The sequence below is a fragment of the Arthrobacter sp. B6 genome (assembly GCF_001663775.1).
Lineage (GTDB): Bacteria > Actinomycetota > Actinomycetes > Actinomycetales > Micrococcaceae > Arthrobacter.
The window spans coordinates 1,306,248-1,331,709 of record NZ_KV467168.1 but is presented as its reverse complement, the minus strand read 5'-3'; the positions used below and the strand labels follow the sequence as shown (position 1 = coordinate 1,331,709).

Annotated in this window: 26 protein-coding genes; 9 read left to right on the top strand and 17 right to left on the bottom strand. The window is 64.6% G+C overall.

Annotated elements, in window-relative coordinates; genetic code table 11:
- The first annotated feature begins 21 nt into the window (after window positions 1–21).
- On the top strand, window positions 22–1,023 hold the full coding sequence (locus AU175_RS05740) for a nucleoside hydrolase (RefSeq protein ID WP_066286581.1): 1,002 nt from the start codon (window positions 22–24) through the stop codon (window positions 1,021–1,023).
- A gap of 64 nt (window positions 1,024–1,087) precedes the next feature.
- Here AU175_RS05740 and AU175_RS05735 read toward each other — a convergent pair whose 3' ends face one another.
- The 4 genes from AU175_RS05735 to AU175_RS05715 all read right to left on the bottom strand — a co-directional run bounded on the left by AU175_RS05735 (window position 1,088) and on the right by AU175_RS05715 (window position 5,302).
- A complete protein-coding gene (locus tag AU175_RS05735; RefSeq protein ID WP_156642183.1) occupies window positions 1,088–2,788 on the bottom strand; it encodes a hypothetical protein in 1,701 nt (566 codons plus the stop codon).
- Between the two features lie 344 nt (window positions 2,789–3,132).
- Window positions 3,133–3,915, bottom strand: coding sequence for a GntR family transcriptional regulator (locus AU175_RS05725; RefSeq protein WP_066286576.1), 783 nt, complete (start codon window positions 3,913–3,915; stop codon window positions 3,133–3,135).
- A 497-nt stretch (window positions 3,916–4,412) separates the two neighbouring features.
- Window positions 4,413–4,709 carry a hypothetical protein gene (locus tag AU175_RS05720; RefSeq protein ID WP_066286573.1) on the bottom strand — a complete coding sequence of 99 codons (297 nt, stop codon included), beginning with the start codon at window positions 4,707–4,709 and terminating at the stop codon, window positions 4,413–4,415.
- Window positions 4,710–4,954: 245 nt separating this feature from the next.
- Window positions 4,955–5,302: a hypothetical protein gene (locus tag AU175_RS05715; RefSeq protein WP_066286571.1), complete on the bottom strand. Its 348-nt coding sequence runs from the start codon at window positions 5,300–5,302 to the stop codon at window positions 4,955–4,957.
- A 1,087-nt stretch (window positions 5,303–6,389) separates the two neighbouring features.
- On the opposite strand from AU175_RS05715, the gene AU175_RS05710 reads away from it, so the two are divergent.
- From AU175_RS05710 to AU175_RS05700, 3 genes are all read left to right on the top strand, one after another.
- On the top strand, window positions 6,390–7,274 hold the full coding sequence (locus tag AU175_RS05710) for a hypothetical protein (protein WP_231938470.1): 885 nt from the start codon (window positions 6,390–6,392) through the stop codon (window positions 7,272–7,274).
- Window positions 7,275–7,453: 179 nt separating this feature from the next.
- On the top strand, window positions 7,454–8,146 hold the full coding sequence (locus tag AU175_RS05705; protein WP_066286570.1) for an aspartate/glutamate racemase family protein: 693 nt from the start codon (window positions 7,454–7,456) through the stop codon (window positions 8,144–8,146).
- 19 nt (window positions 8,147–8,165) lie between these two features.
- A complete protein-coding gene (locus AU175_RS05700) occupies window positions 8,166–8,678 on the top strand; it encodes a DUF2087 domain-containing protein (RefSeq protein ID WP_331711934.1) in 513 nt (170 codons plus the stop codon).
- Window positions 8,679–8,738: 60 nt separating this feature from the next.
- Here AU175_RS05700 and AU175_RS05695 read toward each other — a convergent pair whose 3' ends face one another.
- Genes AU175_RS05695 through AU175_RS05675 form a run of 5 tightly spaced genes read right to left on the bottom strand, consistent with a single transcriptional unit; the run spans window position 8,739 to window position 14,597 of the window.
- Window positions 8,739–9,587: a sugar phosphate isomerase/epimerase family protein gene (locus AU175_RS05695; RefSeq protein ID WP_066286566.1), complete on the bottom strand. Its 849-nt coding sequence runs from the start codon at window positions 9,585–9,587 to the stop codon at window positions 8,739–8,741.
- 48 nt (window positions 9,588–9,635) lie between these two features.
- Window positions 9,636–10,853, bottom strand: coding sequence for a substrate-binding domain-containing protein (locus AU175_RS05690; RefSeq protein WP_066286564.1), 1,218 nt, complete (start codon window positions 10,851–10,853; stop codon window positions 9,636–9,638).
- The gene (locus tag AU175_RS05685; protein WP_066286563.1) at window positions 10,853–11,965 is read right to left on the bottom strand and encodes an ABC transporter permease; all 1,113 of its coding nucleotides are present in this window, start codon (window positions 11,963–11,965) and stop codon (window positions 10,853–10,855) included. Before AU175_RS05685 ends, AU175_RS05690 begins: the two co-directional genes overlap by 1 nt.
- Entirely contained in the window at window positions 11,962–12,999 is a 1,038-nt protein-coding gene (locus AU175_RS05680) for an ABC transporter permease (protein WP_066286562.1), read from the bottom strand. Before AU175_RS05680 ends, AU175_RS05685 begins: the two co-directional genes overlap by 4 nt.
- Complete coding sequence (locus tag AU175_RS05675) at window positions 12,996–14,597, bottom strand: sugar ABC transporter ATP-binding protein (RefSeq protein ID WP_082979027.1); 1,602 nt, start codon at window positions 14,595–14,597, stop codon at window positions 12,996–12,998. The genes AU175_RS05680 and AU175_RS05675 overlap by 4 nt, the downstream gene beginning before the upstream one ends.
- A gap of 322 nt (window positions 14,598–14,919) precedes the next feature.
- Here AU175_RS05675 and AU175_RS05670 point away from each other — a divergent pair, with 322 nt between their 5' ends.
- Together AU175_RS05670 and AU175_RS05665 are read left to right on the top strand one after the other, a co-directional pair.
- Entirely contained in the window at window positions 14,920–15,378 is a 459-nt protein-coding gene (locus AU175_RS05670) for an SRPBCC family protein (RefSeq protein ID WP_066290612.1), read from the top strand.
- Window positions 15,379–15,453: 75 nt separating this feature from the next.
- The gene (locus AU175_RS05665) at window positions 15,454–16,218 is read left to right on the top strand and encodes a class I SAM-dependent methyltransferase (protein ID WP_197497045.1); all 765 of its coding nucleotides are present in this window, start codon (window positions 15,454–15,456) and stop codon (window positions 16,216–16,218) included.
- 47 nt (window positions 16,219–16,265) lie between these two features.
- Here AU175_RS05665 and AU175_RS05660 read toward each other — a convergent pair whose 3' ends face one another.
- Window positions 16,266–17,012 carry a hemerythrin domain-containing protein gene (locus tag AU175_RS05660; protein ID WP_066286559.1) on the bottom strand — a complete coding sequence of 249 codons (747 nt, stop codon included), beginning with the start codon at window positions 17,010–17,012 and terminating at the stop codon, window positions 16,266–16,268.
- A 90-nt stretch (window positions 17,013–17,102) separates the two neighbouring features.
- Between AU175_RS05660 and AU175_RS05655 the strand changes: the two genes are divergently transcribed.
- The 3 genes from AU175_RS05655 to AU175_RS05645 all read left to right on the top strand — a co-directional run bounded on the left by AU175_RS05655 (window position 17,103) and on the right by AU175_RS05645 (window position 18,910).
- Window positions 17,103–17,669 (top strand): TetR/AcrR family transcriptional regulator, encoded by a 567-nt coding sequence (locus AU175_RS05655; protein ID WP_066286557.1) that lies wholly within the window; start codon window positions 17,103–17,105, stop codon window positions 17,667–17,669.
- A gap of 127 nt (window positions 17,670–17,796) precedes the next feature.
- The gene (locus AU175_RS05650) at window positions 17,797–18,006 is read left to right on the top strand and encodes a DUF4177 domain-containing protein (RefSeq protein WP_066286553.1); all 210 of its coding nucleotides are present in this window, start codon (window positions 17,797–17,799) and stop codon (window positions 18,004–18,006) included.
- A gap of 97 nt (window positions 18,007–18,103) precedes the next feature.
- A complete protein-coding gene (locus tag AU175_RS05645) occupies window positions 18,104–18,910 on the top strand; it encodes an alpha/beta fold hydrolase (protein ID WP_197497044.1) in 807 nt (268 codons plus the stop codon).
- A 201-nt stretch (window positions 18,911–19,111) separates the two neighbouring features.
- On the opposite strand, the gene AU175_RS05640 is transcribed toward AU175_RS05645, so the two are convergent.
- The 7 genes from AU175_RS05640 to AU175_RS05610 form a co-directional block, all read right to left on the bottom strand.
- Window positions 19,112–19,330 carry a hypothetical protein gene (locus AU175_RS05640; protein ID WP_066286551.1) on the bottom strand — a complete coding sequence of 73 codons (219 nt, stop codon included), beginning with the start codon at window positions 19,328–19,330 and terminating at the stop codon, window positions 19,112–19,114.
- 197 nt (window positions 19,331–19,527) lie between these two features.
- Window positions 19,528–21,258 (bottom strand): choice-of-anchor G family protein, encoded by a 1,731-nt coding sequence (locus AU175_RS05635; protein ID WP_066286549.1) that lies wholly within the window; start codon window positions 21,256–21,258, stop codon window positions 19,528–19,530.
- Complete coding sequence (locus AU175_RS05630) at window positions 21,255–21,806, bottom strand: hypothetical protein (protein WP_066286548.1); 552 nt, start codon at window positions 21,804–21,806, stop codon at window positions 21,255–21,257. The genes AU175_RS05635 and AU175_RS05630 overlap by 4 nt, the downstream gene beginning before the upstream one ends.
- Window positions 21,807–22,005: 199 nt before the next feature.
- Complete coding sequence (locus AU175_RS05625) at window positions 22,006–22,599, bottom strand: signal peptidase I (protein ID WP_082979026.1); 594 nt, start codon at window positions 22,597–22,599, stop codon at window positions 22,006–22,008.
- Between the two features lie 11 nt (window positions 22,600–22,610).
- On the bottom strand, window positions 22,611–23,306 hold the full coding sequence (locus AU175_RS05620) for a SipW-dependent-type signal peptide-containing protein (protein WP_066290606.1): 696 nt from the start codon (window positions 23,304–23,306) through the stop codon (window positions 22,611–22,613).
- A gap of 186 nt (window positions 23,307–23,492) precedes the next feature.
- Window positions 23,493–24,407: a peptidase gene (locus AU175_RS05615; RefSeq protein ID WP_066286546.1), complete on the bottom strand. Its 915-nt coding sequence runs from the start codon at window positions 24,405–24,407 to the stop codon at window positions 23,493–23,495.
- A 242-nt stretch (window positions 24,408–24,649) separates the two neighbouring features.
- On the bottom strand, window positions 24,650–25,180 hold the full coding sequence (locus AU175_RS05610; protein WP_066286544.1) for a hypothetical protein: 531 nt from the start codon (window positions 25,178–25,180) through the stop codon (window positions 24,650–24,652).
- Between the last annotated feature and the right edge of the window lie 282 nt (window positions 25,181–25,462).

Genomic DNA, 25,462 nt, shown 5'->3' with positions numbered 1-25,462 from the left:
TTTTACCGTAGGAGAACCACCATGACCACGCCCTCCCCGTTCTACCTGGACTGCGACACCGGCATCGACGACGCCCTCGCCCTGGCCTACCTGCTGGCCTCTCCTTTCGCTTGCGTGAAGGGCATTGGGACCGTCAGCGGCAACGTCAGCGCCGCCACCGGCGCGCGCAACACCCTGGACCTGCTGGCGCTCGCCGGATCTGCCCACATTCCCGTGGCTCTTGGTGCGCACGACCCCCTTACCGGTTCCTTCGGCGGCGGGGCACCATGGGTGCACGGCGAGAACGGGATCGGCGGGGTAACGCTGACGACGGCGGCCGCTTCCGTTGCGTCCGAAAGCGCGGCTGAGATGCTGGTCCGGCTGGCCCGTACGTACCCTGGCACGTTGAAGGTGCTCGCCATCGGGCCACTGACCAACATCGCCGAGGCGCTCCGGCTGGAACCTTCGCTGCCGTCTTTGGTGGAGTCGGTGACTGTGATGGGCGGGGCTGCCCTGGCTCCCGGCAACATCACCCCGATGGCGGAGGCCAACATCTTCAACGACCCCGAGGCCGCCGCCCTGGTGCTGGCCGCCGACTGGGACGTGACCCTGGTGCCGCTGGACGTGACCATGGCGTCTGTCCTGGAGGAGCCGCACCGGCAGTCGCTGCTGGCCTCCTCTTCGCCCGTGGCGCAGGCGCTGGGGGAGATGCTCGGCTACTACTTCCGGTTCTACGAGGACATTTACGGCCGGCCCTGCTCGGCGATGCACGATCCCCTCGCGGCGGCGCTCGCTGTCGGTGCTGTTAAAGCTGCTGCTGCTCCCGTGGTGCGGGTCGCCGTTGACACCTCCGACGGGCCCGGCCGCGGCCAGACCATCTGCGACCTCCGGGGACTGTATGCGGGCTACCCTCCGGTGCAGGGCGCGCGATGCCGCGTGGTGCTCTCGCTCGAGGAGGACTTCGCCCCGCACCTGGTGGAGACGCTGCTTGGCTCCGAGGAGCGTACGACGGCGGCAGTCGCCTCAACGGGGGCCGTCGCCTGACGCAATAGGGCCCCGGTCATGCCATGGAAGCCATTGAGCGGGAACTGCAGGCTTGACGGGGTTTCTACAGTGAAGCCTCCACCGCCCCCAGCGCGTCCAGGACCGGGCGCAGAAACCTCAGCGATTCGGACGGCAATTGGATCTGGGTGCGCAGCGGAATGTCTGCAGGCTCGCCCGGCAGGCTGGCTGCAGCGTTGGCTGGTTCGTCCGCCGGTATGGCGATCCGCCGTACCGCATCGCCGTCGCGGACCGTGATGATCGCAATCATGCTGTCGGGCAGGACCTCGTTGTCCAGCTGCTGGTGGGGCACCGCCGGGACATCGTCGCTGAGCAGGCCCGCTTCGGCGGCGGCCTCGAAGACCCGGCTCGCCAGCTGCTGGTCCACGGTATGGCTGGTCTCGTCGTTTCCGCCCTGCTGCAGCTCATCCAGCACGCTCCGCTGGGCGGCGCCGTCCCCGCTGACGCCCAGCCGGTACACGTAGCGTTCACCGGGCGCACCGCCGCTGACTTCAAAGGCCACCTCGGTGTCTTCCGCCCCTGCGGGAGCGTCACCGCCCGAGGCCATGCCCCGCAGCCTTTGCAGGACGGCGGCCCGGGGTTCCGGCTTCAGGTTATCGATGTTCTTGAGCGTCATTACAGCCTCTTCGGGGACCTCGGGCGGCTCGGATGCTCCGGCCGCCGGCGCGTGGCCGGCACCGTGGAATCTGGTGATCCGGTTGTAGTGCCGGGCAACGGTCTCGGTATTATCCGCCATGACAGTGCCCGTGTTCACCGGGTTCCTGGCCGGGCACGCCGCATCCGCGTATTCGTCGGGATGCCCCAGCATATGCCCGAACTCGTGGGCGGCTACATCACCGGAGTCGCTGGTGTCCCAGAGCCGCATGTTTGAACGCGCGGGCCCTGGCTGGACGCGCACCACATGGTGGGCCCCGAAACCAACCCATTGCACGTCAAAGGTGAGGGGTTGGCGGCCGCCGTTCGGCGCCACGCAACTGAACCTGTCCGACCAGGTGGCGATAATGCCGTTCCGCCAGGTGGTACGCAACGCGTCCATCGTGGCTGTGCTGATCCCCGCATCGGGGCTCAGCTGGATCCTCACGGTGACCCGGGTTCCGGACTGGTGATAGGCGGCGGTCCAGCTGTAGACACACTCGCTCACCGCGAAGGACACCTCGCCGGCGGGTTCCGGCTGGTAGACCCAGTATTTTTGCCAGACGCTGCCGTCGGTGCCGCGGACGAAGACGTGTTCGTGGTCCGGGCCCATGGAGCCGAGCGCTGGTTCGGAGGTGAGGACGCCGCCGTCGTTGTGCCGTCCCCAGGGGTGCCAGCTGTTGGCGAAGTAGGCGCGTTGCCAGAGGGCACCGTCATTGCCGCGGACGTAGACGTTGCACACGTCCTTATTGCGGGAGATCGTGGCGGGGCCTCCGCTGAAGCCGCCGGCCGGGGCGCCGATGTTGAACCAGCCGCTCCATCCGCCGGCCTTGGTCCAGTATTTTTGCCAGACGTTGCTGTCGGTGCCGCGGACGAAGACGTGTTCGTGGTCCGGGCCCATGGAGCCGAGCGCTGGTTCGGAGGTGAGGACGCCGCCGTCGTTGTGCCGTCCCCAGGGGTGCCAGTTGTTGGCGTAGTAGGCGCGTTGCCAGAGGGCACCGTCGTTGCCGCGGACGTAGATGTTGCACACGTCCTTGTTGCGGGAGATGGTGGCGGGGCCTCCGCTGAAACCGCCGCCGGGGGCACCCAAATTGAACCAACCACTCCAACCCATGTCCACTCCGATCTCAACCCGGCCGATGTGTATGCCTGCCTCATTCGACCCCGCTGCGCGTTACACGGGCGTTACTGAGGCACTGGAGGAAGCGCCGTTCCGGACTGGAACGCCGAACGTCCACGGGGTACGACATCGGCAGCGGCACGTCGATGGCCTCGCCCATTGTTGCTGCTGTTGCGGTGCTGGTCTGGAGCACCGATACCGGCACCACAAACACGGTCGTCGGGGAGAAAGTCGAATCATCGGCCGAAGTGATCAAAGGCACCAGTACCCAGTGGAGGCACGGCCGCGTGAATGCGTGTGACGCTGTCGGTTGGGTACGGCCCAAAACGCGTCCTGGGTCAGGACTGCAGGGACTGCATCACCGAGAGGTGCCCGGCCCGGGCAGCGATCAGGCATTTGGCCAGGTAGAAGGGCTGATTGCCGTATCGAACGTACTGGGTGAGGACCAGCACGGGATCGGACGGGCGGAGCTCCAGCAGCTTCGCGCGGCTGGGCCCCACCTGGCTAAGGCTGATCTGGCATTCGCCCGGCCCGGGCAGCCTGCCCAGCTGTTTGTTGAGTGCGGCAAGCAAGGTGGCGCCGCCGTCGTCCTTTATGTCCAGCGGCGCGGCGGGGCCGTTGCCGAGGCTGACGGGATGGGCGGAGATGTTTTCCTGCAGGTGGGCTATGGCTTCGCCGTCGCGGATCAGGACCGATTCCCAGAGCCAGCAGTCGGTGCCCGGATCGACGCCGACACCGGGGGCGGCGAATTCGGACGCGGGCTGGCGCACCACCTGGACGCGCTTGATCTCGAGCTGCTGGCCGGGGCTGCCGAGGACTTCCTCGAAGGGGCGGATGCGTTCGATGCCGATGCGGGGGAGCGTGTCCGAGACGAAACGCCCGACGCCGCGCCTTGCCCTGATGAGGCCGTCCTCTTCCAGCAGCATGAGGGCTTCGCGGACCACGGTGCGGCTGACTTTCATGTCCGTACCGAGTTCGGTTTCGGTGGGGATCATGGAGCCGGGCGTGAGGAGGCCGTTGCGGATGGCCTCGGCGATCCGGGAGTACACCGCGACGCGGAGGGGTGAGCCGGGCTGGGCGGCCACCGGCTGGGACAGGAACCGGGCGGCGTCCTGGTGCACGTTATGCCTCGCTACTTAGTGGGTCTGGGTTTTCCAGCCTACCGGTGTGACGGGTTTGTTGGACAAGCGCGGGCGGTGAGGAAGCTGCAGCAGTAATACCAGCTGATCTGGTCCTCCAGCCGTCCCCACGTCGGATCGTCCGTGGCGGGCGGGGAAAAAGCGGTGGATGCGCCGCATGCCGGCCGTTCCCGCAGACAGGACGGGTCCTGGCGGCAAAGGCGCCGCGGTCTCGCCGGGCTGCATGGTGAAGAAGTCAGTCATTGGATGGCCCCTAACGCTAGTCACTGCGACCAGGGCCTCTCCCCGGCAGCATCGTATCGTCCACCTGATGCCGCACATTGGCGAGAGGCCGGCGGCGGCTATCCCACTGTTGCGTCATCGTCGACAACGCCGTCCGGTGCCTGGCAAGCAACGTGGCGACGCCGGCGCAACTGCGTACGTGGATGTTCGGTTGAGCAACGTCGGAAGAGCAGCCAGTGCGTGCGCCGTCCTGCTGCCTAGGTTTCAGCTTCTATGAGTTCCTTCATCCGGCTGAGGCTGCCTTCGATCATCGTGGGGTCCATCGAGGCTTCCATCGCCGGCACGTCAAGGTAGATAGTCATTCTGGTGCTGGCGCCCTCGTCCAGGGACTCCAGGGTTGAACGCGAGTTGACTTCCAGCGGTCCGTTGGGTGTTTGGTCGAGAATGTGGAAGCCCATGGACTGACCCGGTTCGAACTCAACGACCTCCATCGTGCCCTTAATGGCGGCGCCGATCCGCGTGTGGCGGCGCTGAAACCGCGTGCCGACGCCCACGGGTCCGTCCGTAAGGCTGCTTGAGGTCCATGTGAGGATCCCACCGTGGATGGTTGTGCACATGGTTCACGGCGACAAAATCAAAAACGACCGACGGCGGCCGGTTAATGACAATGGAGCGATCAAGTTTCATGGCCGTCCTGCCGATTCAATTGGTGGGATTGATAGGCGCAGTGCAATCCCGGGCTTAGGAATCCACGAGAGCACGTGGAATGAACTTGTGCGTAGGTGTCTTGGAGGGCGCCTCACTTGGGGGCGTTCAGGGCGTCGAACTGCTCCTGCCAGAGGAACAGCTCGCGGTCCATGTACTGCCTGCGTGCCGCGGTCCATTTAGGCCAGATGTCGGACGTGACTTTGGCTTCCGCCCGCTCGCGGACGGGGGCCACTATAGGCGTCGGCTTCGGCCGCGGGATCGCACTGGACTTTCGGGCAGCGGGCATACTCACAACGGGCATTGGGCGAGTGAGCCGGGGCTTCAGGTCCATGATCCAGAGCACCAGATTGCACAGGACCCAGATGATGCCGGCGAGGACCAGGGCGCCAAGTAGGAAGCCCACATATGCCAGCCAGCCGAGGGCTAGAAAGACCAACATGGTCCATTTTACCCACCAAACGCTCGTTTAGTTCAGGTCTGCCTCCGGCACTTGGCGGTGACCGCTGACCAGCAACCGGTGGTTGTTAACAGAGCAGGATTAACCGTTGCGCGGAGGGATCCGGCGGCACAGACTTGAGCTCAGGAGCTGAGATAACATTGCGACAGCTGCCGCCGCACCAGCCGCTCGCCGTCGAGAAATCCAGGGTCGCCGCAGCGTCCGGGCCTCATGGGCAACCTCACTGTTGACCGGCTTTCGCGCTCCATTGCGTCGAGAACTCGTATTCATTTGTGCCCCCAGAATTCAGATATCGATGCGAATTGCCTGCCGAGCGTAACACCGTATCTTGGGATGAAAATAGCCTCATGAGCATTACAAATTTAGTCAAAGGGAGCAGCATGCTGGGTTCCAGGTTTTCGCCTGTGCTGTCGTGCATTCGTGAGTTACGTAAAGTCCTCGAATTCGGCAATTCACGCGCGGAACCTTGAGAGCAAAAAAACCTAAGAGAGCCACAAAACCTCAGGATCAGCTCAAGAAAGCCTGAATGTTGACTGAGGATTCGCCCAGCACTGCGGCCGTGGCCCGCAAAGCAAATAGGCTCATCTTCGACGAGGTTGTAGCGACACCGGGCACATTGGTGAATGTTCGCAATCTGGCCGGATGCCAGAACTGATGAGATTCAACTCCGTGACCGACTGGCAGTCAAAAAGAAGCATCTGCACGAAAATTGGGGGCAACACTCGTGACCGAAAATAATCCCTCTCAAGGGATTCCTGAAAGGCCGGCAGCGCCGCCTAATCTTCAGACAGTTGAGCATCTGCCGACTCGTCCTGCTCGCACTACTTCCGATGTCACCGGCAGCTGTTATTGGGGAATTAACGGTACTGGCTCCAACGGTGGCGACATTGTTGACAATGATATCGTCTCCGGCGGCCGTCCCTCAGTGACGCTCTCGTCAGGTAGGACTTCAAAACCTCTCGCTGTGGTTCGTGGCTGAAACAGTAACTGCCACAACACACTACCGACCTGAGCTTGCAATCTGGCTGAAGTCGAAATTGAACACACTAATAGAAATATGGGGGAACAAATGTCACATCAACAGGATTACCAGCAGACGGCACCCGGGCAGCCTGGGCAGCCACCTCTCGCACAGCCGGGTTATAGGGGGCCAACGCAGCCGTTCCCGCCCCAGCCGACGAAGGCAAAGAAGCAGTTGAACGTCGTCGGGCTCATCGCACTCGTCACAGCGGCGCTCGGGTTCATCTTCGCCTGTATGCCCGGTGCCCTCATCGCTGGCTGGATACTGCTGCCAATTGCATTCGTTCTGGCTCTCGTTTCACTGTTCCTAAAGGACAAACCCAAAGGGATGGGCATCGCTGCCTTGATCCTGTCAATCGTTGGAACAATCGTCGGGGTCGTCGTGTTCTTTGCCGTCGTCGGGTCCTCCATCGACAACGCCCTAGGCAGCGGCGACACCAAAGTCGTAGCACCGTCCGGCGACGCTGGTGCCACTGATGGAGCAGCAGATCCGGCCGCCGAAGCCGGAACTCGCGGCAATCCGTACCCAATCGGCTCGGTCATCGAGTCTGACGACTGGCGCGTCGTGATCAACTCCGTCACGCTCGCCGCCACGGATGCTGTAATCGCTGCCAACTCATTCAATGAACCGCCGACTGAGGGGGCGCAATACATCCTCGTGAACTACTCCACCACTTACATTGGCGATGACCCTGACGGGCAGATGCCGGCCTTTGTCTCAATCGAATACGTGACAGTAGACGGCACGACTGTCAATGGACTCGACAAGCTCGTCGTCGCACCGGAGCCCGTCGACACCACGAGCACGCTCTACAAGGACGGCACAGCAACAGGCAATGAGGCTATTGAAGTGCCGACCGCTACGGCTGGCCAAGGTGTCCTCGCCGTCAGGCCGGGCATGCTCGCCGACAAAGTTTTCGTAGCCGTTCAGTAACACTCACAGGACAAGTGCAAAGCCTCCGGGTGCATCACCCGGGGGCTTGCTGTGCCGCACCTGGGGAGCCTTGGCCACCCTGGTTGCGACAGCCAACTCCAGAAGAGCGGATGGCAATGGCCTACCGCCCGGCGCATAGTCCCTGATGACGCCGGCCTGCTCTGTTACAGTCAGGCCCCATGATCGAACTTCGCCCCGGCTGTGCCGGTACCGTTGGTTTCCTCCACACAGCGCAGGTCCACGTGGCGACGTTCGAGGCCCTGGCCCAGGAGCTCATGCCGTCCGCCCGCACAGTCCACCGGGTGGATCCCGAAGCTTTGGAGCTTGCCAGGCAGGTCGGAACAGCGGAGCGCGTAGGCGCCGTCGTGGCCAGCCACCTTTCGGAGCTCCGGGAGGCCGGCTGCGAGGTAATCCTCTGCACCTGCTCGACACTGGGCGAGGTCGCGGAAGGACTGTCAGCAGACGGCGTGGACGTGATCCGGATCGACCGGCCCATGCTTCGCCGGGCCGTCACCCTTGGCCCGCGGATCGGCGTTGTCGCGGCGCTCACAAGCACTGTTGAGCCGACCGCACGCGTCCTTGCGGAGGAGGCTGCGGCCACGGATTCCGCCACATCCATCGAGGTCAGCCTCGTGGACGGGGCATGGGACGCCTTCCTCAGCGGAGATGCTGGGCAGTACAACTCCCGGGTGGCACAAGCGGCCCGCGTGCTCTCAAACCGGTGCGACGTCGTCGTCCTCGCCCAGGCGAGCATGGAACCGGCTGCCGCCCTGCTGCGCGGGCTCTCCGCTCCCGTCCTGACGAGCCCGCGCTCCGCCGTCGAAGCGGTCGCAGCGGCCATCCCGTCCCGCCGGCGGGGCGGCTCCGAATAGCAGTGGGAGGTGGAGGCAAGTGAACGGACCGTCCGCGCAAAGTGGACCGCACTGGCGCCGGGTGATGGCGGCGCTCGCCAACCGGGACGCGCGCACCGCGTACGGGCAGATCGTGCTCGGTGAGGAAGTCCTCGCCGACGCGAAGGAGCAGCGCCGTAACCGGGCCATCGCCATCCTGCTGGAGGCCGGACTGGTGGAGCGGAAGGGAAGCAACGCTTATCAGGCCTCGGACACGATCTTCCACGACCTCCTGTCCCAGCAGCCCAAGCGGCAGCCGAAGACCGGGGTGGACCGCTTCCTGCGCCTGGGCCGGATCGACAGGTACCCGGCCAGCGCGGCGGACCGCCGCGAGCTCCTGGCGTGGATTGTCGGCGAAGCCATCCGGCCGGGGGAGGACCTCACCGAGAGGCAGGTCAATGAGCGGCTGCTGAGTTACACGGACGACGTGGTGCTGCTGCGCCGGTACCTTGTCGACTTCGGGCTGCTGGAGAGGACCGCGTCGGGGTCCTCCTATTCCCGGCCGGAGAACTGAAGTTCCCGAGCCCGGACACAACGGTGGCCGGCTTCCCGGTGGTTCTACGCCGCAGCACGCCTATACGCCGCGCAGGAAAGCGAGGCCCCTGGCAGCCAACTCGTCCTGGCTCGGGGCCAGCGGCCGCCAGATGGAGGCCGCAACGGCAATCGCGGCGTTCTCCGCAGTGAAACTTTCAATGTTCAACGGTCCGCTGTAGCCCACCTCGTCCAGGGCCTGCAGGAAGCCCGCCCAGTCGGTCTGGTCCCCGCCGGGGGCGCCTCGGTCGTTCCCGCAAACCTGCACGTGAACCACGTGTTCTCCCGCCGCCCGGACCGCGGCGGCCAGCGAGCGCTCCTCGATGTGAAGGTGGTAGCTGTCCAGGGCAAGGCCGACGCCGTTGCCAAGCAACGGCTCCAGCGCCTCGAGTGCCTGCTCCACCGTGTTGATCAGGGAAGTTTCGTACCGGTTCAGCGGTTCGATGCCCAGCACCACGCCCACTTCCCGGGCCCGGGCCGCCACCGGCTGCAGATTGTGGCGCAGCTCGGCGTAGGCCTCCCGACGCTCCCCGGGCGACATCCGCCAGACCCGGCCGGTCTGGGCGTAGAAAGGACCGCAAACACTGGGCGAACCGATGCTGCCGGCCATGGAGACGCAGGCCATGAGGTAGGCCTGCGTCCTTTCCACGGAGGCCGGGGCCGCGGCCACGAGGTCCCGGCCCGGCGCCATGGCACCGACAACAAACGGGGCAAGCCCCGTGGACTCCAGCGATTCGCGCACGACGGCGGGCGTGAAGTCGCCGGCGTTTCCGAGGGGCAGTTCGACGGCGTCAAACCCCATCGCGGCGATCCTCGCCAGGTGCCCGCCCAGGTTGGAGTCGGTCAACGGAGACTCCCAGACCCATGTGCTGATTCCGATGAGACGCTTCACGCCGCCCCTTTCAACGCCGCACCCTCCCACGCCGTACGCAGAGTGGTGTCAGGGCATTTGCCGCTGCTGCCAGACCTCCGGGTAGCCGGGAAGGTCTTCTCCGCCGAACTTGGCATAGTGCCCGCCGGGCATCCCCTGGTTGCGCTGCAGCCAGGAGTCCAGCTCGTCCGCCAGGATGGGCTCCTGCGGGAGAATCCATTCGGCCGGGATCTGCTCACCCTTGAAGATCTTTTCCAGGGCCAGCAGCGGGGTGCGCCACTGGAAGTTGGAGTAGACGGGAGCCATGGCATCGATTCCGGTTTCCTTCCACTTGGTCAGGAAGCTCATCTCATCCTCGCCGGTCATCACCGGCAGGTCCTTGCCCGCATCCTCGAAGGCCTCGAGGGCAGCCACCGCACCGTCTCCGGCGTCCATCCAGACGCCCTGGACGTCGCCGGTGGCCAGTTCATCCGAGATGATTTTCTTGATCTCGGTGGGGTCAGCCCCGGTGAAGTAGTCCCTGGCCTGGATTCCCTTCTCCTCAAAGATCTTCTTTGCCGCCGCCCAGCGGTGTTCCAGCACGTCCACGCCGGGAAGGATGCGCAGGGCCACCACCTTGTCACCGGACTGCAGCCTGTCGGTCAGGAACGTGGCGGTGTCTATGCCCCAGGCAAAGCCGCCGATCGGGTGGATGAACGTGGTGGCGCAGTCGGTTTCCACGCCGCGGTCAAACACCACCACCGGCTTGCCGGTCTCGCAGGCACGTTCCACCGCTTGGGTCAGGGCCGCCGTGGAGTTGGGCGAGATGACGAACGCGTCACAGTTGCCCTCGTCGATGAAGTAGTCGATGTCCGCGATCTGCGTGTTGTCGTTGTCCTTGGCATCCCGGGTCTCCATCTCGGAAATGACCCCCGAATCCTGCAGGACCTTGAGCTGCTGGTTCATGGTGATCCAGCCGGTCTGGCGCCACGGGTTCGAGATGGAGGCATTGGCGAAGCAGACCTTCTTCGCCCCGGGTGAGGCGAACTTTGCGGTGTCCGTCATGTCGCCGGCGATGTACTGCAGGTAGGGCTGCTCCGGGTTCCCTTCAAAGGTGGCCGAACGCTGCTGAAACTGCGCGTCGTACAGCGCCTGGTCAAACCATTCCTGGCTCGCCGGACTGGTTTCTGCAGGTGAACCAGGAGCCGTCGTTTCGGTAACCGACGGATCCGTGGTGGTACAGGCAGTCAGCACCACCAGCGGCAACGCCGCCCCAAGCGCGATCGCGCGAATAGAGTGTTTGCGCATCAGATTCGATCTCCTCCTTGTTCGGTGCCCTCGTGGGGCATGGGTGCTGCACTAAGCCTGTGCCGTTCATCATGGGCAGCGGCAGTTGCTCCCTTGCGCTTGCGCTGCCATGACTTGGACGCTGCTGCCACAGCGACGATAATGATGACCCCCTGGACCGTGTCCCGCCAGGTGGCCTGGACGCCCATGAAGTTCAGGAGGGTGAACAGCGCCTCGAGGGCGAACGCGCCGGCCGCCGCAGACAGAACCCAGCCGCGCCCGCCTCCCAGCACAACGCCACCGAGGACGACGGCGGTGATCGCCGTGAACTCGTAACCCCGCCCTACCGACGGGTGAACTCCCGCGTAGCCCACCAGCAGGATGCCGGCCACGGTGGCCGACAGCGACGAGATGATGAACGCCCGCGTCCGCACCCACCAGACGCGGGAGCCGGCCAGCTCAGCAGCCCTCGGATTGTCACCGACGGCGATGAGCATGCGGCCGAAGGGGCGGCGCATCAGGACGAACGCCAGGATGGCCACCGCGGTCAGGATGATGACAGGGTAGGGAATGATGTCCAGGACCGGGACATCCTGGATCCCGCCGCGCCCTATCTGGCGGAAGCTGTCCGCCGGGTTTCCCTGGGCCGCGCCGCCGGTCCAGTAGAGGACCAGCCCGAGCAAGGCCAGCATCATGCCCAGGGTCACAATGAAGCTGGGCACCTTCAGCAGCGTTGTGATCAGTCCGTTCACCAGTCCGATGAAGGCGCCGAGCACAAACATCAGGACCAGGACCGGAATCACCCTGGAATCGTCCTGCCGGATCAGGTTACCGGCAACGATGACCTGCATGGTCACCACTGATCCCATGGACAAGTCGAATTCGCCGCTGACAATAACGAAGTACTGGCCGACGGCGGCGATGGCGATCGGGGCCGTCCTGCCGATGAACCGGATGAAGGAGCCCGGCTCTCCAAAGGAGGGATTCAGCGCGATGATGGCCGCCAGGAGGCCGATCAGCAGGATAAAAACAGCGCCGCCGGGGGTGCGCACAGCCCTTAGGAGCCGCTCGGAGCGGCTGGCGCGGTTCTGCCGGAGGACGGTGCTGCGCCCGGAGGGCAGGACTGTGCTCATGGCCGCTCCGCGCGTGCGGGCTCTGCGGCGGGCGATTCCGCAGAAGCCTTCGCGCTGAACCGCTCCGGCCTGGTGACCGTCCTGCGGCGGGCATACACGGCGACGGCGACGACAATCACCACGCCCCTGACCACGTCCTTGAGGAAGGGGTTGATTTGCATGACGGACATGATGTTGTCCAGCATGGCGAAGATGAGGACACCGCCCAGGGTGCCGGTGATGGTTCCTTTGCCGCCGGCCAGCAGGGTGCCGCCGAGGACCACTGCGGCGATGGAGAGCAGATCGTAGCCGCCCTGGGAACCCACCGTCGGGCTGCCCACGCCCAGCCGGCTGGCGAGGAGAAGCCCCGCCATTCCTGCGAGCAGTGAACAGATCACATGGGCTGTGATGACCGGCAAATCCACGCGGATTCCAGAGGTCCGGGCGACGGAAATGTCACCACCGACGGCGTAGAGGTGGTGGCCCATGCGCGTGCGGTGGAGCAGCAGCATAGCCAGGCCCGCGCAGGCCAGCATAATGATGGTCGAGATGGGAACAGGCCCCAGGCCCGTCGCACCGATCAGCCGGAACGACAGCGGGGTCTGGCCGAAGCTGCCCTTGAAATTGGTGGCGAGGAAGCCGCTGATGATCAACCCCATGCCCAGCGTGGCGATGAACCCGTGCACATTGAGGCGGGCCACGATCAGCCCGTTCGCCAGGCCGATGACCGCCGCGGCACCCAGCGTGAGCACGACGCCGGGCAGGACGTTGCCCGGGTTGTTCGCCATCACGCCGGCGGCAACAAGGCTGGCCAGGCTGGTGACATAAGGAACCGAGAGATCCAGGCTGCCGGCCAGGATGACCAGCGTCTGTCCGATGGCGATGAAACCCAGGACGCTGGTTCCGGTCAGGATGCTGGAGATATTGCCCTGGCTGAAGAAGTTCCGTCCGATCGAGCCGACGAGCACGGCACCAACGATCAGCGTCAGCAGCGCCACGAGGTACACGATCTGTGTGGAGGAGAGGCGCTCGATGAAGCTGCCACGTTGTTTCATGTCCCTCCTCCAGGTGCAGTCCTGGCGCCCGTTCCCAGCTGCAGGACGGCTTCCTCGGACGTTCCGGCCGGAAGCTCGCCGGCGAGGCGCCCGTCGCGCATGACCAGGATCCGGTCGGACATGCCGATGACCTCCGGCAATTCGCTGGAGGCCATCAGGATGGCTTTGCCTTCGGCGGCCAGCGTGCGCATCAACCGGTACACCGCCACTTTGGCTCCCACATCTATGCCGCGGGTGGGCTCATCCAGCAGGACCAGTCGGGGGCGGATGGCCAGCCACTTGGCAAGGACCACTTTCTGCTGGTTCCCGCCGGAGAGGTACTGCACCTCCTGGTCCAAGTCCCGCGCCACAACCTCGAGGGAGGAAAACACGCCGGGGATCTCGGTTTGGACCGCTCCGGTGCGGCGCGGGAAAACTGATCTGATGACGGTCAGCGCGTTGTTCAGGATGGACTGGTTCAGGCTCAGGCCCTCAGCCTTGCGGTCTTCGGTGATGAGGGCCATGCGCGCCCGGACCCCCTCCCTTGGCGTCTTGGGCAGGACTTCCCGGCCCTCCACCTTCATGGTGCCGCGGTTGAAGGGGGCGGCGCCGAAAATGGCGTGCAGCAGTTCCGTCCGGCCGGAGCCCTGGAGACCGGCGAGCCCAACAATCTCACCCGGCTGAACGCTGAAGCTGATCCCATCCAGTTGGCCGTTCCCAGCACCCTGCAACTCGAGGATCGGCTTCGCGGAGACAACGGCACCTTCAGCGTTTGTGCCTTCAGCATCGCTGTCTGTCCGCGGCAGCTTGTCCGGGAAGAAGGCCCAAATGGGCCGGCCAACCATCAGCCGGACCAGCCGTGCGTCGTCGAGTTCGGAGGCCGGGCCGGTGCTGACCACGCGGCCGTCCTTCAGGACGGTGATGACGTCGCACAGGTCGAAGAGCTCCCGGAGCCTGTGGGAGACATAGAGGATGCCCGTTCCGCGGTCCCGAAGCCGGGACACGATCTGGTAGAGGAGCTCAACTTCGGCGCCGGCCAGCGCGGCGGTGGGCTCATCCATGGAGACGATCCGGGCGTCATAGCTGACCGCCTTCGCAATCTCCACCACCTGCTGCTCCGCCACGGTCAGGCTCCGCACCTGCGCGGTGGGCCGGATGGCGGTGATCCCGAGCGACTGCAGCAGCTCCGCCGTTTTCCCGTTCATCAGAGACTTGTTCACCAGGACTCCGCGGCGGGGCTCCCGGCCCAGGTAGATGTTCTCGGCCACCGTCCGGTCGGGAAGGAGGTTGAACTCCTGGAATACCGATGACAGACCGGCTTCGTGGGCCTTTGTTGGGTGGCTGAACCTGACTTCCCGGCCGTCCAGGAGCACTGTTCCCGCGTCCGGCTGGTACACCCCCGCAAGCACTTTCATCAGGGTGGACTTCCCGGCGCCGTTTTCGCCCACAAGCCCGTGGACCTGGCCCCGGTGAAGGGTAAGGTGGGCGTCTTCCAGGACGGGAATGCCGAAGAAACTTTTGGTCAGTCCACGGACTTCCAGGAGGGGCGTTGGGGCCGCGGAACCTTGGGTGAGCCCACCGGGGATCGACGCCGTGCCATTCAGCTCGGGGTTCTCCATCGATCCGCCCACGCCTAACTGTTACAGGGCCGGTTCTGTTCCGTCAAGGGATAAACGATTGCTTACTACCACGGCTGTTTTGGCCGGGTTTTTCGGCTATGTAAAGGGTCAAAGCGAGGGTGGGGGGAGTCGACGGCCGGTACTACGAAAGTAGTGACTTGTGGTGAAGGAAGTAGTACCTTGTGCCTATGACGGGAACCTCTCTTATCCCAACGTCTATGGCGCAACTCCTCGAATTGTGCCCAAGCATTCCCGAGGGCTGCATCTATGCGACAGCGTCCTCATCGGGCCAGGAAACCAGGTGGCTTCAAAGGAGCATCCGATGCCTGTAGTGGAAGAATGCGTGGTTGTGGCCAGGCCACCCCAGGAAGTCTTCGATTTCCTGGCGAAGTTCGAGAACCTCTCGGTCTACGACGCCTTCGTCACTAAGTCCGGGCCGGTTGGGACGGTCCCCCCGGGGCTGGGAACCCGAGGCTGGGGAACAACCCGCTTCATGGGCCGTGAGTTCGACTGGATGGTCGAATTCACGGAGTTCGAGCCGCCCCGGCGGATGGTGTCCCGCTCGGTCGGAGGAGAGCGCGACCTCACTGCGACGTTCATGCTGGAACCGAACGGCGGCGGCACACGCGTCACCGAGCGGCTCGTGACCGGCTCGATGGGCGGCCTGCTGGGCAAACTGCCCGATCCGCTGGTGAACCGGCTCCTGGGCAGGTCCCTCCGTCGCAACCTCAAGACCCTGACCCGGGTAGTTGAGGAACGCCCACGCCCTGACGGCCCGTGACGGCCGCTGGGCACCCGCCGTCGCACCCGCCGTCGGGCGTTTCAAAGCAGGCTGAGAATGCGAGGTCTCACCGGTATGGCTAGCCCGGAACAGTTCTATGACGACCTTGCGTCTGAGTACCATCTGCTCTTCGCTGATTGGTGGTCAGCGGCTCTGTGGCATGGGCGGGTCATCGCAGACATCCTCGCGCAGCGGGGGATCACCGAGGGTCGCCTGCTGGACTGCACGTGCGGCATCGGAACCCAGGCCCTGCCGCTGGCGGCGCTTGGTTACAGTGTGACAGCCACCGACGTGAGCCACGCGGCTGTTGACCGGGCCCGGGTGGAGGCGGCCGAGAGGGGAATCGACGTCGATTTCAGGGCCTGTGACGTCCGCGACGTCCGTGAGAACGTCGAAGAGACCTTTGACGTGGTCATTTCCTGCGATAACGCACTGCCGCACCTGCTCACGGACGAAGATCTGCAACGTGCCGTGCGCAGTGTCCGGGCGTGCCTGCGGCCGGCCGGGCTGCTGCTCGTCTCCCTTCGCGACTATGACGCGTTGCGGCGCACCCGACCCGCCGGGGTGCCGGTCTCGGTCCACGGGGACGTCGGGTCGCGGCATGCGTCGGGCCAGGCTTGGCGGTGGTCGCAGGATGCGGAGTACGTGGACATCGAGTTGTTCACTTTCACCGAAGAAGCGGCTGGATCATGGCGGGCACGTTCGGGGACCACCCGCTACCGTGCCCTGCAACGCTCGCAACTCGAAAGCCAGCTGGTCTCGGCCGGGTTCACCGCAGCCGAATGGCTCATGCCCGACGTAAGCGGCTACTACCAGCCGATCATGCTCGCGAAAGGCTGAATCCTGCACCCGGAACTCCACCATTTGAGGTCCCAGTTGCGCTCCTGCTAAAGAGTTTCGGGGATCGGCCTTCCCGGGAAGAGCGTCGCGTATTGCTTGCGGTACATCCTGCGGCCGATGAGACGGTAGCCCAGGCGGGCTGGGGCGGGAATCTCCTCAAAGAATATTTCCCTTCGGTCATCGGGCGGGTTCGTGGCCAGAACCATTCCGAGGTAGGTGACGAGGAACTTCTTGTCGTGCTGCTTGACCCCGTGCTGAATCATCGCTTTCAGTTCCTCCTCCGTCACGACCCGGTCGACGGCGGGCATCACTTCGTTGACCTCGCGGCGCAGATGCTCGCTGAGAACTGACTGCACGTCCTCGTAGCCCTTTGCCAGCACTTCCCGGTTCTCTTCGTCTGCAGTCTGCATCCAGCGCTTACGGACGGGCTCGATGCTCTGGACGCGTTCCCGAATTTTCCTGTGCTGGTCAAGCATCTGCTCCACGTGCGGCGCACTTGCCGGTGCCCGCTGCGCCAGTTGCGGGTACATGAACAGGTCCTGGCCTTCCTGGTGGATCAGGAGCACCTTGTCGAAGTTCCCGAGCACTTCCCCCACGTAGGCGGCGCGGAAAGTGTCTCCGGGCGCTGCCGAACGCACCAGGCCGGGCGCCTCCTTGTACGCCCAGTGGAGGAAGCGGTGAACCCGCCGAATGCCAGTCGAGCCTGACGACAGGACCGGTCCCGGCGGCACGGGAGGTCCCGGCGGCACGGGAGCTGCGGTTTCACCGGGATGCATGGTGAAGAAGTCTGTCATTTGGATTACCTCCATTTCAGAATCACGCGAGCCATGCAAACAGGTTACTACTTATGTAGTGGCGATGTCACTACCTTTGTAGTATGGAGTATGTCCATTCGTACACGGATTCTCGATGCTGCCGTGGAGCTGCTTGGCACCCAGGGCCTGAAGGCTCTTACCCACATCAGGGTTGACGTGGAGGCCGGGGTTCCAAGGGGTTCGACGTCGAACTACTTCCGCACCCGTGCCGCCCTCCTGACCGGGGTGGTCGAGTGGCTTGCGGAACTTGACCTGGCTGACCTGGTGAGCCGGCCAAGCCCGCCGGCTGATGTTGGCGCCTTCGTCGCTCTGCTGGCCCACGCCGTCGAAACCGCCACCACAGCATCCCGGACCCGGACCCTTGCCCGGTATGTACTTTTCCTCGAAGGCACGCACAACGAGGACGTCCGCCGCCCCCTGCTCGCCGGACGCGCGTACTTCCGGTCCTTCGTCGAGACCACCATGGAGCGCCTCGGAGCGCATGATCCCGCGGCGGCGGCCACTGCCATCACCGCAGTGGGCGAAGGCATGATCATCCAGCGGGTGACTGTGGACCCCGGTGCAGACGTGTTCGCACCCATTGATGCCGTCGTGCGAGCGTTTGTGCCGTGTGGGCACACCCGGGCATCGGACTGATCCGCCGCCCGGCGTTGACCTGGCGCACTGTCGATACCCTCGACGCGCCGTCGCCAACGCCCCGGAGGAGCGGGACGCGTCAACTAGCATTGCTCCCAATTGGCCAGCGACGGAAGGAAGCCGTGTCATGCACTACGTGGTCCTGCAGGTGATTCTTAAGGAGAAACTGTGGGGAACCGGTTCGGGCAACCTGACTTCCCTGGAGAAGACGATCAACGATCAGGCTGCGAAGGGCTATCGGCTCCACACCATCACCACCGCGAGCAGCGGGAGCAAGGGAATGATCGGCGGCGGTGACCGCATCCAGGCAACACTGGTGTTCGAGAGCCTCGGCTAATCGCATCGCGAAACGGATCTTGAGGCACCAGGATATCCAAGACGTCAGCATGGAGGACTACGCGAGCTTCTTGTCGCCTTCCCGAAGGAAGTCACTTGTGCCCCCGGCCTCGGAGTGGTGGGCCTGGAGGAACCATCGGGTCCACCTCCTCCGGTTACGGGACGCCAATGCCACGGTTCGGATGCTCGTGGTCCATGGCGCGGGAGCCCATGCTGCGGCGCTCTGGCCTGTTGCGTCCCTCCTGGCAGGCCGGGGCGTCGATCTGACTGCTGTGGATTTGCCTCTCTACGGCCGAACGGTGACAACGTCGCGCGGAACAGTGACCTACGAGGACTGGGTCGACTTACTGGTTGACGTCATTTCAGCTGAAGACGACGGCCGTCCCGTCATCCTCTTCGGGGCCAGCATCGGGGGTTTGCTCACGGTGGAGGCAGCGGCCCGTTCACGCCGCGTCACGGCCGTGGTCGCCACCTGCCTGCTCGACCCACGAGAGAAGTCCGCCCGCTCAACGATGACGCGGCTCAAATCTTTCGCGCTGGTCTTCATGCCACTGCTCAAGCTGGTCCGCGGGCCGATCGCCAGGGTCCCCGTCAAGGTCTCCTGGATCGCCGATCTCAGGAGCATGGGGCTGGACCCCGGCCTGGGCCGGCTCTGCGCGAAAGATGCACGCGGAGGCGGCGGATGGGTCCCTCTGGGGTTCCTTGCCAGCTATATGCAGCATCCACATGCCCAGGCACGCACGGCACTCTTCCCAGTCCACCTGATGCACCCGAGCTCGACGAGTGGACCCCAGTGGAGCTCAGCGAGGGCACTCTGCGAACCTTGCCCGGCCCCACCACCAGCCAACTGCTGCGTGGTTGCGGCCACTTCCCCCTCGAAGAGCCCGGGTTGCAGGATCTCCTGACCGGCCTCGAAAAGGTGGCAGCCGACGCAGGGTCAAGCATCGCGGGGTCGCCAAGCTGATAGCGGCGGCGCCGGGGTCTTGTCTGGCGCACGACGGCGGGGCGCGCACCTGGGTGCGTGCCGCCGTCGTCAAGCGGGTGCCAGAGGAAAGCAGCCGCAGTTCACGCTGCCCGGCAGCAGTCCAAAGATACTGCTGGAGTTTTCAGAAGTGGTGTGCGCTGCAAATGTCAGTATCCGGCTGCATCACCGTTCCTTGTCCGTACGCGGGGTCGTCCTCGCTTCCGGTCCAGATGGCACCGCCTCCAGGGCACGGCCTCACCTCGAACGCCCGGCCATCACGCTGGGCCCGCAGGTGGCGCCCGTCATCCTCGACCACTTCCCAGCCCGCCGCTGGCAGCGCCGCGCGGTAGTGCTGCAACACATCGACGTCTCCTGAGAGCACAAACCAGCGGGCACAGCCGCCCACACCAGATCAGGAGCACATAATTGTCCATTCGTTGTTCTTGTGTCCGCTATGTAGCCTTTGCAGTTGAAGGCCCGCCGTTTCCCCCAATTGCGGGCCTTCTTCGCGCCCGGCGCGTCCCGGTCCCGGCTCTCGGCCTGCGTTGAGGAGTCGCGTCATGGGGCTGGTTCCGGTCTGAAGATCACTGGACCTGCTGAAGCTGTGGCCAGGTAGATTTCCGCCGCATTGCCAAGGGTTGCGATCCGTAGTGCGGAGATCTTGTACTCGCCGGGTGCGGAATTGCCGGCGGCAGCGGACGTGACGGGTGCTCCGGGTTGGTCGGGTTGGACGTTGATGGTGAGGGAAAGAACCCCTGCCAGGGGATCAAGGATGGCGTCCAGTTCTTCCGTGACTCCGTCGGCGGCTCCCTCTATTCCAGTCACAGCTGTTGGGATCACTCCGCTGGTTCCCTGCAGGGCCGGAACGAGGACTCCTTCAACAACGGTTCCTGTTCCGTTGTTCAAGGCAGTAAGGATCGGCGTAAGCAGCGTATCCAGGCCGGATAGGGCTCCGCTGAGGACTTCGGTGGTGATGGTGGGCTGGGGAGCAGAGCCGTCCAGGAAGGCCCCCAGTGTGGTTGCGTAGCCAATGCTCAGCCGGGCTACATCGACTGTGCCGAGCAGGGGTACGTCTGCCCGGAGCACCACTTGGGTCTGCATGGTAAAAGTGGCTGCTTCCAGGGCCTGTTCCAGCGCAAGGGCCATCCCGGAGGACCACTCTGCCAGCAGCACCGTGGTCCGCTGGCTGACTTCCTGAAGCAGTGCCTGGTCGATGCCGATGACGGTGTTGGGCGGAAGGCCATTGAACCCGTTGGCTCCTCCCCGGAGTGCGGCGAGGTTGACCGTGGCGCTGCTGTTGCTGAGGTCAATGGTGACGACACCATCGCTGATGGTTCCCGTCAGCAGGGGCTGGACTCCGCTCAGATCGAGGGTCCCGATGGTGATGACGGTGTCCACGGTGCCCAGTGTGAGGCTCCCGGCCGCGCCCTGAACGAGCGCCCTGATTCCGGTGTTGATCGTCGTGGTGACCTGTCCGCCGGGGTCGTCGAGGGCGGCAAGATCATCCACCGCGTCGTCAATGGCCGAAGTTGTCGCCGCCGCCATGCTTTGAACAGAAGGGACTCCTGCTTTCAGGTCCGCTCCGGCGATCCCGTATGTGCGGTTCTCTACCGGAACGGGATTTGGTGTGGGCCAGCCATTGACCAGCAGGCATGCATCCACCTCGGCGGAGCTTGCGACTGCGCCGATGTCCAAGGTCATGTCGGCCGCGGAGGCTGGCACGAGCGAGGACAGGTTGATGCTCGCCGACCGGGGCATAGTGGCTGATCCGTCGGCCGTCCCGGTGGCATCAATGGCCCCGGATTGGTCGTTTACCGTTCCCGCGGCAGCGGCCGCCTGGCCACTGCCTGTGGCGCGCCCCCACTGGTTGTAGGCACCTGCCTCTCCAGCGGCCGCATCGAGTCCCAACGTCGCCGAAAGCAACGGACTGCCCAGCGCGCTGGCCTCAAGTGGAGCGCTGAAAGTAACGGGGTTGATCTGGATCGCCGAAGCAGGGGTCACTGACACTGTTCCCCTTGCATTCTCAACGGAGAGCCCTTGAAGTGCCGCAAGGGAATCCAGTTCATCTGCTCCCAGCAGGCCAGAGAGTTGCCGGGCTGCTGATTCTGTCCGGAAGAGGGGCGTTGTACTGCAGTTTCCGGCGATCATGACCCCCGCAGCGGTGCCGACGTATTCATCGTCCGTCCAGGCAGCATCAGTGCCCGAACTCAAACTCAGGAATGCTGCTGCAGCAACGATAATTGCGGAAGTTCCGGCTGCGGCCTGGCGCCTCAGTGTGGGGACTCTCATGGTTGCCTGGTCACCCGTCCGAACCGGATCAGGAGTGCCCCCAGCAGGGTCAAGCCTGCTGCGCCGACGAGATAGGGGAAAACGTTCGCGCCTGTGATGGAGAGATCCTCAGCCGGGGGAGTGCGGTCGCCGTCACCGGCGACAATGCCAATCCCAAACGCCAGCGTCCCATCGGCTCCGGCAGCAGTTGCGGGACGTTCGAGCCGGAACAACAACCACGGATGATCGGTACTCGTGAATCGACCCAGCGGATAGGCCGTACTTCCGCCGCTGCTGAAGGAATCGACGGCGAGTATCTGCCTTGCGCCTGGCCCGCACAGCAATGTTGCATTCCTTCCGCTGGTTCCGGACCACTGGACTGGGCAGGACTGCGCCGTGACCGTGTAGGCCTCCGGCCCGGCGGACAGGGACCCCGAACCTTGAAGTTCCACCGTGGCGGTGGCTGATTCGGGGCCGTCCAGCACGGCTCCAACCTGCCAGCTGAAGGACTCACCGGGCCCGAGAGACGGGATGTCCAGAGGGTAGACGGAGGAGGTCAGGCGGAGCATTGCGTCACCTCCGGTCTGGGGCACAGGCAACACCGGGTCCGCGGCCCAAACTGGACTCTGCCCCGCGACGGACAGGAGCACGCAGGAAGCCGTAACCGCGGCACGGAGTACAGTGCGGTTCTGGCGAGGGCACCTGCCGAGGGAGCCGGATGGCCGGCGGCGCAGCCGAGGGCGACCTGTCATTCGCTGATCCAGTCCGTCATGGGATTCGGGTCGTGTCGGGGATCTGGAGATTCTTTCGTTGTGGCGTGGGACCTGTGCTGCGGGGCCAGAACGACCAGGCCACAAGGGCGGCAACAAGCACCGTGCTGGAACCCAAAACCACGGGGGATCTCAGATCCATGACCCAGCTGCCCAGTCCTGGTACGACGAAGAGCATCTGCCGCGCCGTGGCTACCCGGTATTCCACAGGGTCCGGGGAGCGGTTGGCGTCTCCTTTGAGGACAAGAATTGTGTGGCCGGCCAATGCCGGATCCGGCGTGACGCTGACTACGCGGTGGGTAATCGGTGTCGAGGCAGGTGTCCGCGATACGGTGGCGACGTCGCCGGGTTTCAGCGATGAGGCGGGCACTTCGCTGACAGCGGCGAGGGCGCCAACAGGGTAGGCCGGTTCCATGGAGCCGCTGCGGAATACGACAAAGGTGATGTTGAAAACGGCAGCAGCGATCATTGCAGCGATACATAGCCCGCCGAGCACGGCAAGGATCGTGAGTACACTCTCCCGGACTCCTGTCCGGAAACTCTTTGCCCGCCGCGCTCTCGCCTCTGCCCCGAATCCCCTCACGGACGTCATGGCTCCGCCTGCTATGAACCGACGACGCTTGTGAACCGCCAGAGTGGGATGACGTTTTTGCCCTGAAGCGTGACATCCGAAGTGCCCGCGGGAAGTGTCAGTGCGAAGCACAGATCCACCGGGGCGCCGGCGGCACCAGCGGCCCCTGCCAGGAGATCAAAGGGCGCTGCGCCCACTGTGTCCAGGTCGGAGGCGGCGGCCACGAGGACCTCCCCACCGGTCTGGTCACCACCATCGCTGCAGTCAGCCGCCCCGACGTTCACCCAGGCCTGCACCGTCAGCGCCTCATAAAGTGCCGTGCTGTTGGCGTCGCCGACTGCCGGAACCGTCGCCTGCCGTGCCTCCGCGAGGCTGACCGTCAGCGCTTCGGACCCGGCCTTCGCACGGAGTTGGAAGGGAGCGTAGACCGTGTCCCCGGGAAGCAGGCTGGCAGCTTGGACGGTGAAGTCCAAGTACCCACCGTTGGCTTCCGGCTCATCCGTCCACGTTCCGGCCGCAAACGGCGCCACAGTGTTTTGCTCCATGGCATAGACCTTGGTGCCTGGATTATTGTCATCCGGACCTGCGCCGCCGAACACCCATTCATTGTCCGTCCAAGCCGCCAGCGTGTACGCTGCTCCGATCCCCAAGACCAGGCCGCCGGCCAGCAGGGCACGCACCTTATCTTTACGGCGCGAATCGAACGCCGTTGTGTCTCTGTCATTCATTTTGGGCCCCCCAAAAAAGGTGTAAGGAATCTTGCAGTCCATGGAAAGGGCAGATGCGGTGAACGGATCCTCGGAAGGTTGCCGCCATAGGCATCTGGGTCCTCTGCAGACGATCCTTCAAGGAGCCGATCAATATCCGGACAGGAACGCCGCAGGATTGTCCAAGGTATTTGCAAGGTGATCCCGTCAGGAGTTGCCCTGTCCGGCATGCTCGGCTGCCCGCCCCGGTTCAGTGTTTGGGCCGCCCACTGGATCTCTCTGTGTGGCGTACTCCGCCGTGATCCGGCGCCGGCGCCGGTAGCGCCATTGGAGCAATGCGGCGGTAACCAGCAGCACGACCAGCACCGCGACGGCAACATACAGCCATCCGGAGTCGGGGGTCTTCGTTTCCACTGGGGGCGATGACCCGGCATCGGGGAAAGTGATGGTTGCTTGGGCGCTGCGTTCGAGCAGTCCGCTATGCAAGGTGATCCCTGCTTGCCAGGGGCCGGCGGGTACCTGCTTGTCCAGGACGATCGTGACGGACTCGGTGGCACCGATCGCCACGGTCGTGCCAAGACTGGCGGGGAACGGTCCCGCGCTGAGTCCGCCCGGACCGCCCGAAAGTTCCAAGGTTCCGAACATGTCCAGTGCCCGGCCGCCGGTGTTGTGGACGGACGCACGGACAGATGGCCGGCCGTCGGGGGTGCGCTCGGCCGTTAGCGAGTCGACCGTGAAGTTGGCCGCGGGCGCCCCGCCGGGCCCAACGGACAGATAGAGACGGATGCCGACGCGGCTGATTTGAGTGACGCCGCCGCCATTGGTGGGATCCACACGCGCCTCGGCCCAGACAACGCCGTACTGCTCCCCTGGAGCTGCGTCGAGGGGGACGGCAATGGTTACAGTGGCCGTCACGTTTCCGCCGGCCGGGACCGTGGATGAGCCCGGATCGACAGACGTCCACGTGGATAGGTCGTTAGGCGTGTCGCCGGGGGCGCCCAGGAATGAGCCGCCCGCAATGGAGGCTGCGGCAGGGTACAGGACAACAGGGGTGGATGAAGCGGCTCCGTTCGAAACCTCGACCCGCCGCTGTATAACCGTTCCAGGGGCGAGGTGGTCCACGATGTAAAGCTGTGCCCGCGGATCGTTCGCGGGTGCCGGACGGGGCGTCGAGGAGCCGCAGCCCGAGGCCTGCGGCAGGGCGTTGGCTTGCCGGGGTGCCCGTGGACGCGTCCACGGGTACCCCGGCAACTACGCACAAACCGACGCCGGCGACAATGCACAACATGAACCGCATGATGGGTAGCCATGTGTGCGGGAGGAACGCGGGGCGTCCCTCCCGCGAGTACGTGCCCAATCGGTGCCTAGAGAAGGGAGTGGGTGATTGTCGCCGAGTAGACGGCGGCGACGGTGCCCCCCGGGACCGCGACGCTGATCGCCGGGTTCCATGTCGCGGAGTTGTCCCCCGTGATCCCGGTCGCCGTGACCGCAGGAACTACACCGACGAGGCTGGCCGGGTCGTTAGCTGTGTAGGTCGCTGTGCCCACTTTCGCGATAGTTCCGGCCGAGTAGCTGACAGCGCTGGCAGCGATTGCTGGTCCAGACGCAGGAGTGAAGGCGGTGGAAATGACGCTCGCAACCCAGCCGGAACCGGCAGCGGCGCTGCGCGCATCGTTGACCTGCACCTGCCCCAAGGCTCCGCTGATGGTCCCCCCGCCAACAGTGTTCGCGCGGGTGCCAAGGCTACCGGCGTCGGTAGGAACGCTGATTGCGAGGGCACCTCCCGTGACCTGGATGGTGGCGGTTGTCGGATCCGCCGAGGCGGGCAGCGCCGCACCCCCGGCGAGGGCTGCGGTGAAGGCGAGGACGAGTGCGGAGCGTGTGATTGAACCCATGAGTGGGACCCCAATTTGCTAAAGACAGATGAGTGTTGGACGAGGGTGAAGCGCTTGACGCGTCTGTCGACATTCACTGTGGACCGGAAGGAGGGTCCAGCGATCTGCTGGTTGCCCGCTTCTAGCCTGCTGTTCGGCTCATCGCGTGAGAGCAAATAGGAAATCCGTTCTGTAGCCCCCACCATGAACGGATATCACCAACGACGTGGTGTGTAACGTCACTGTGTGCCTCTTTTGACTGAAAGTCAACAAATCCAGTCACAATAGATTTCTCGGTGCACC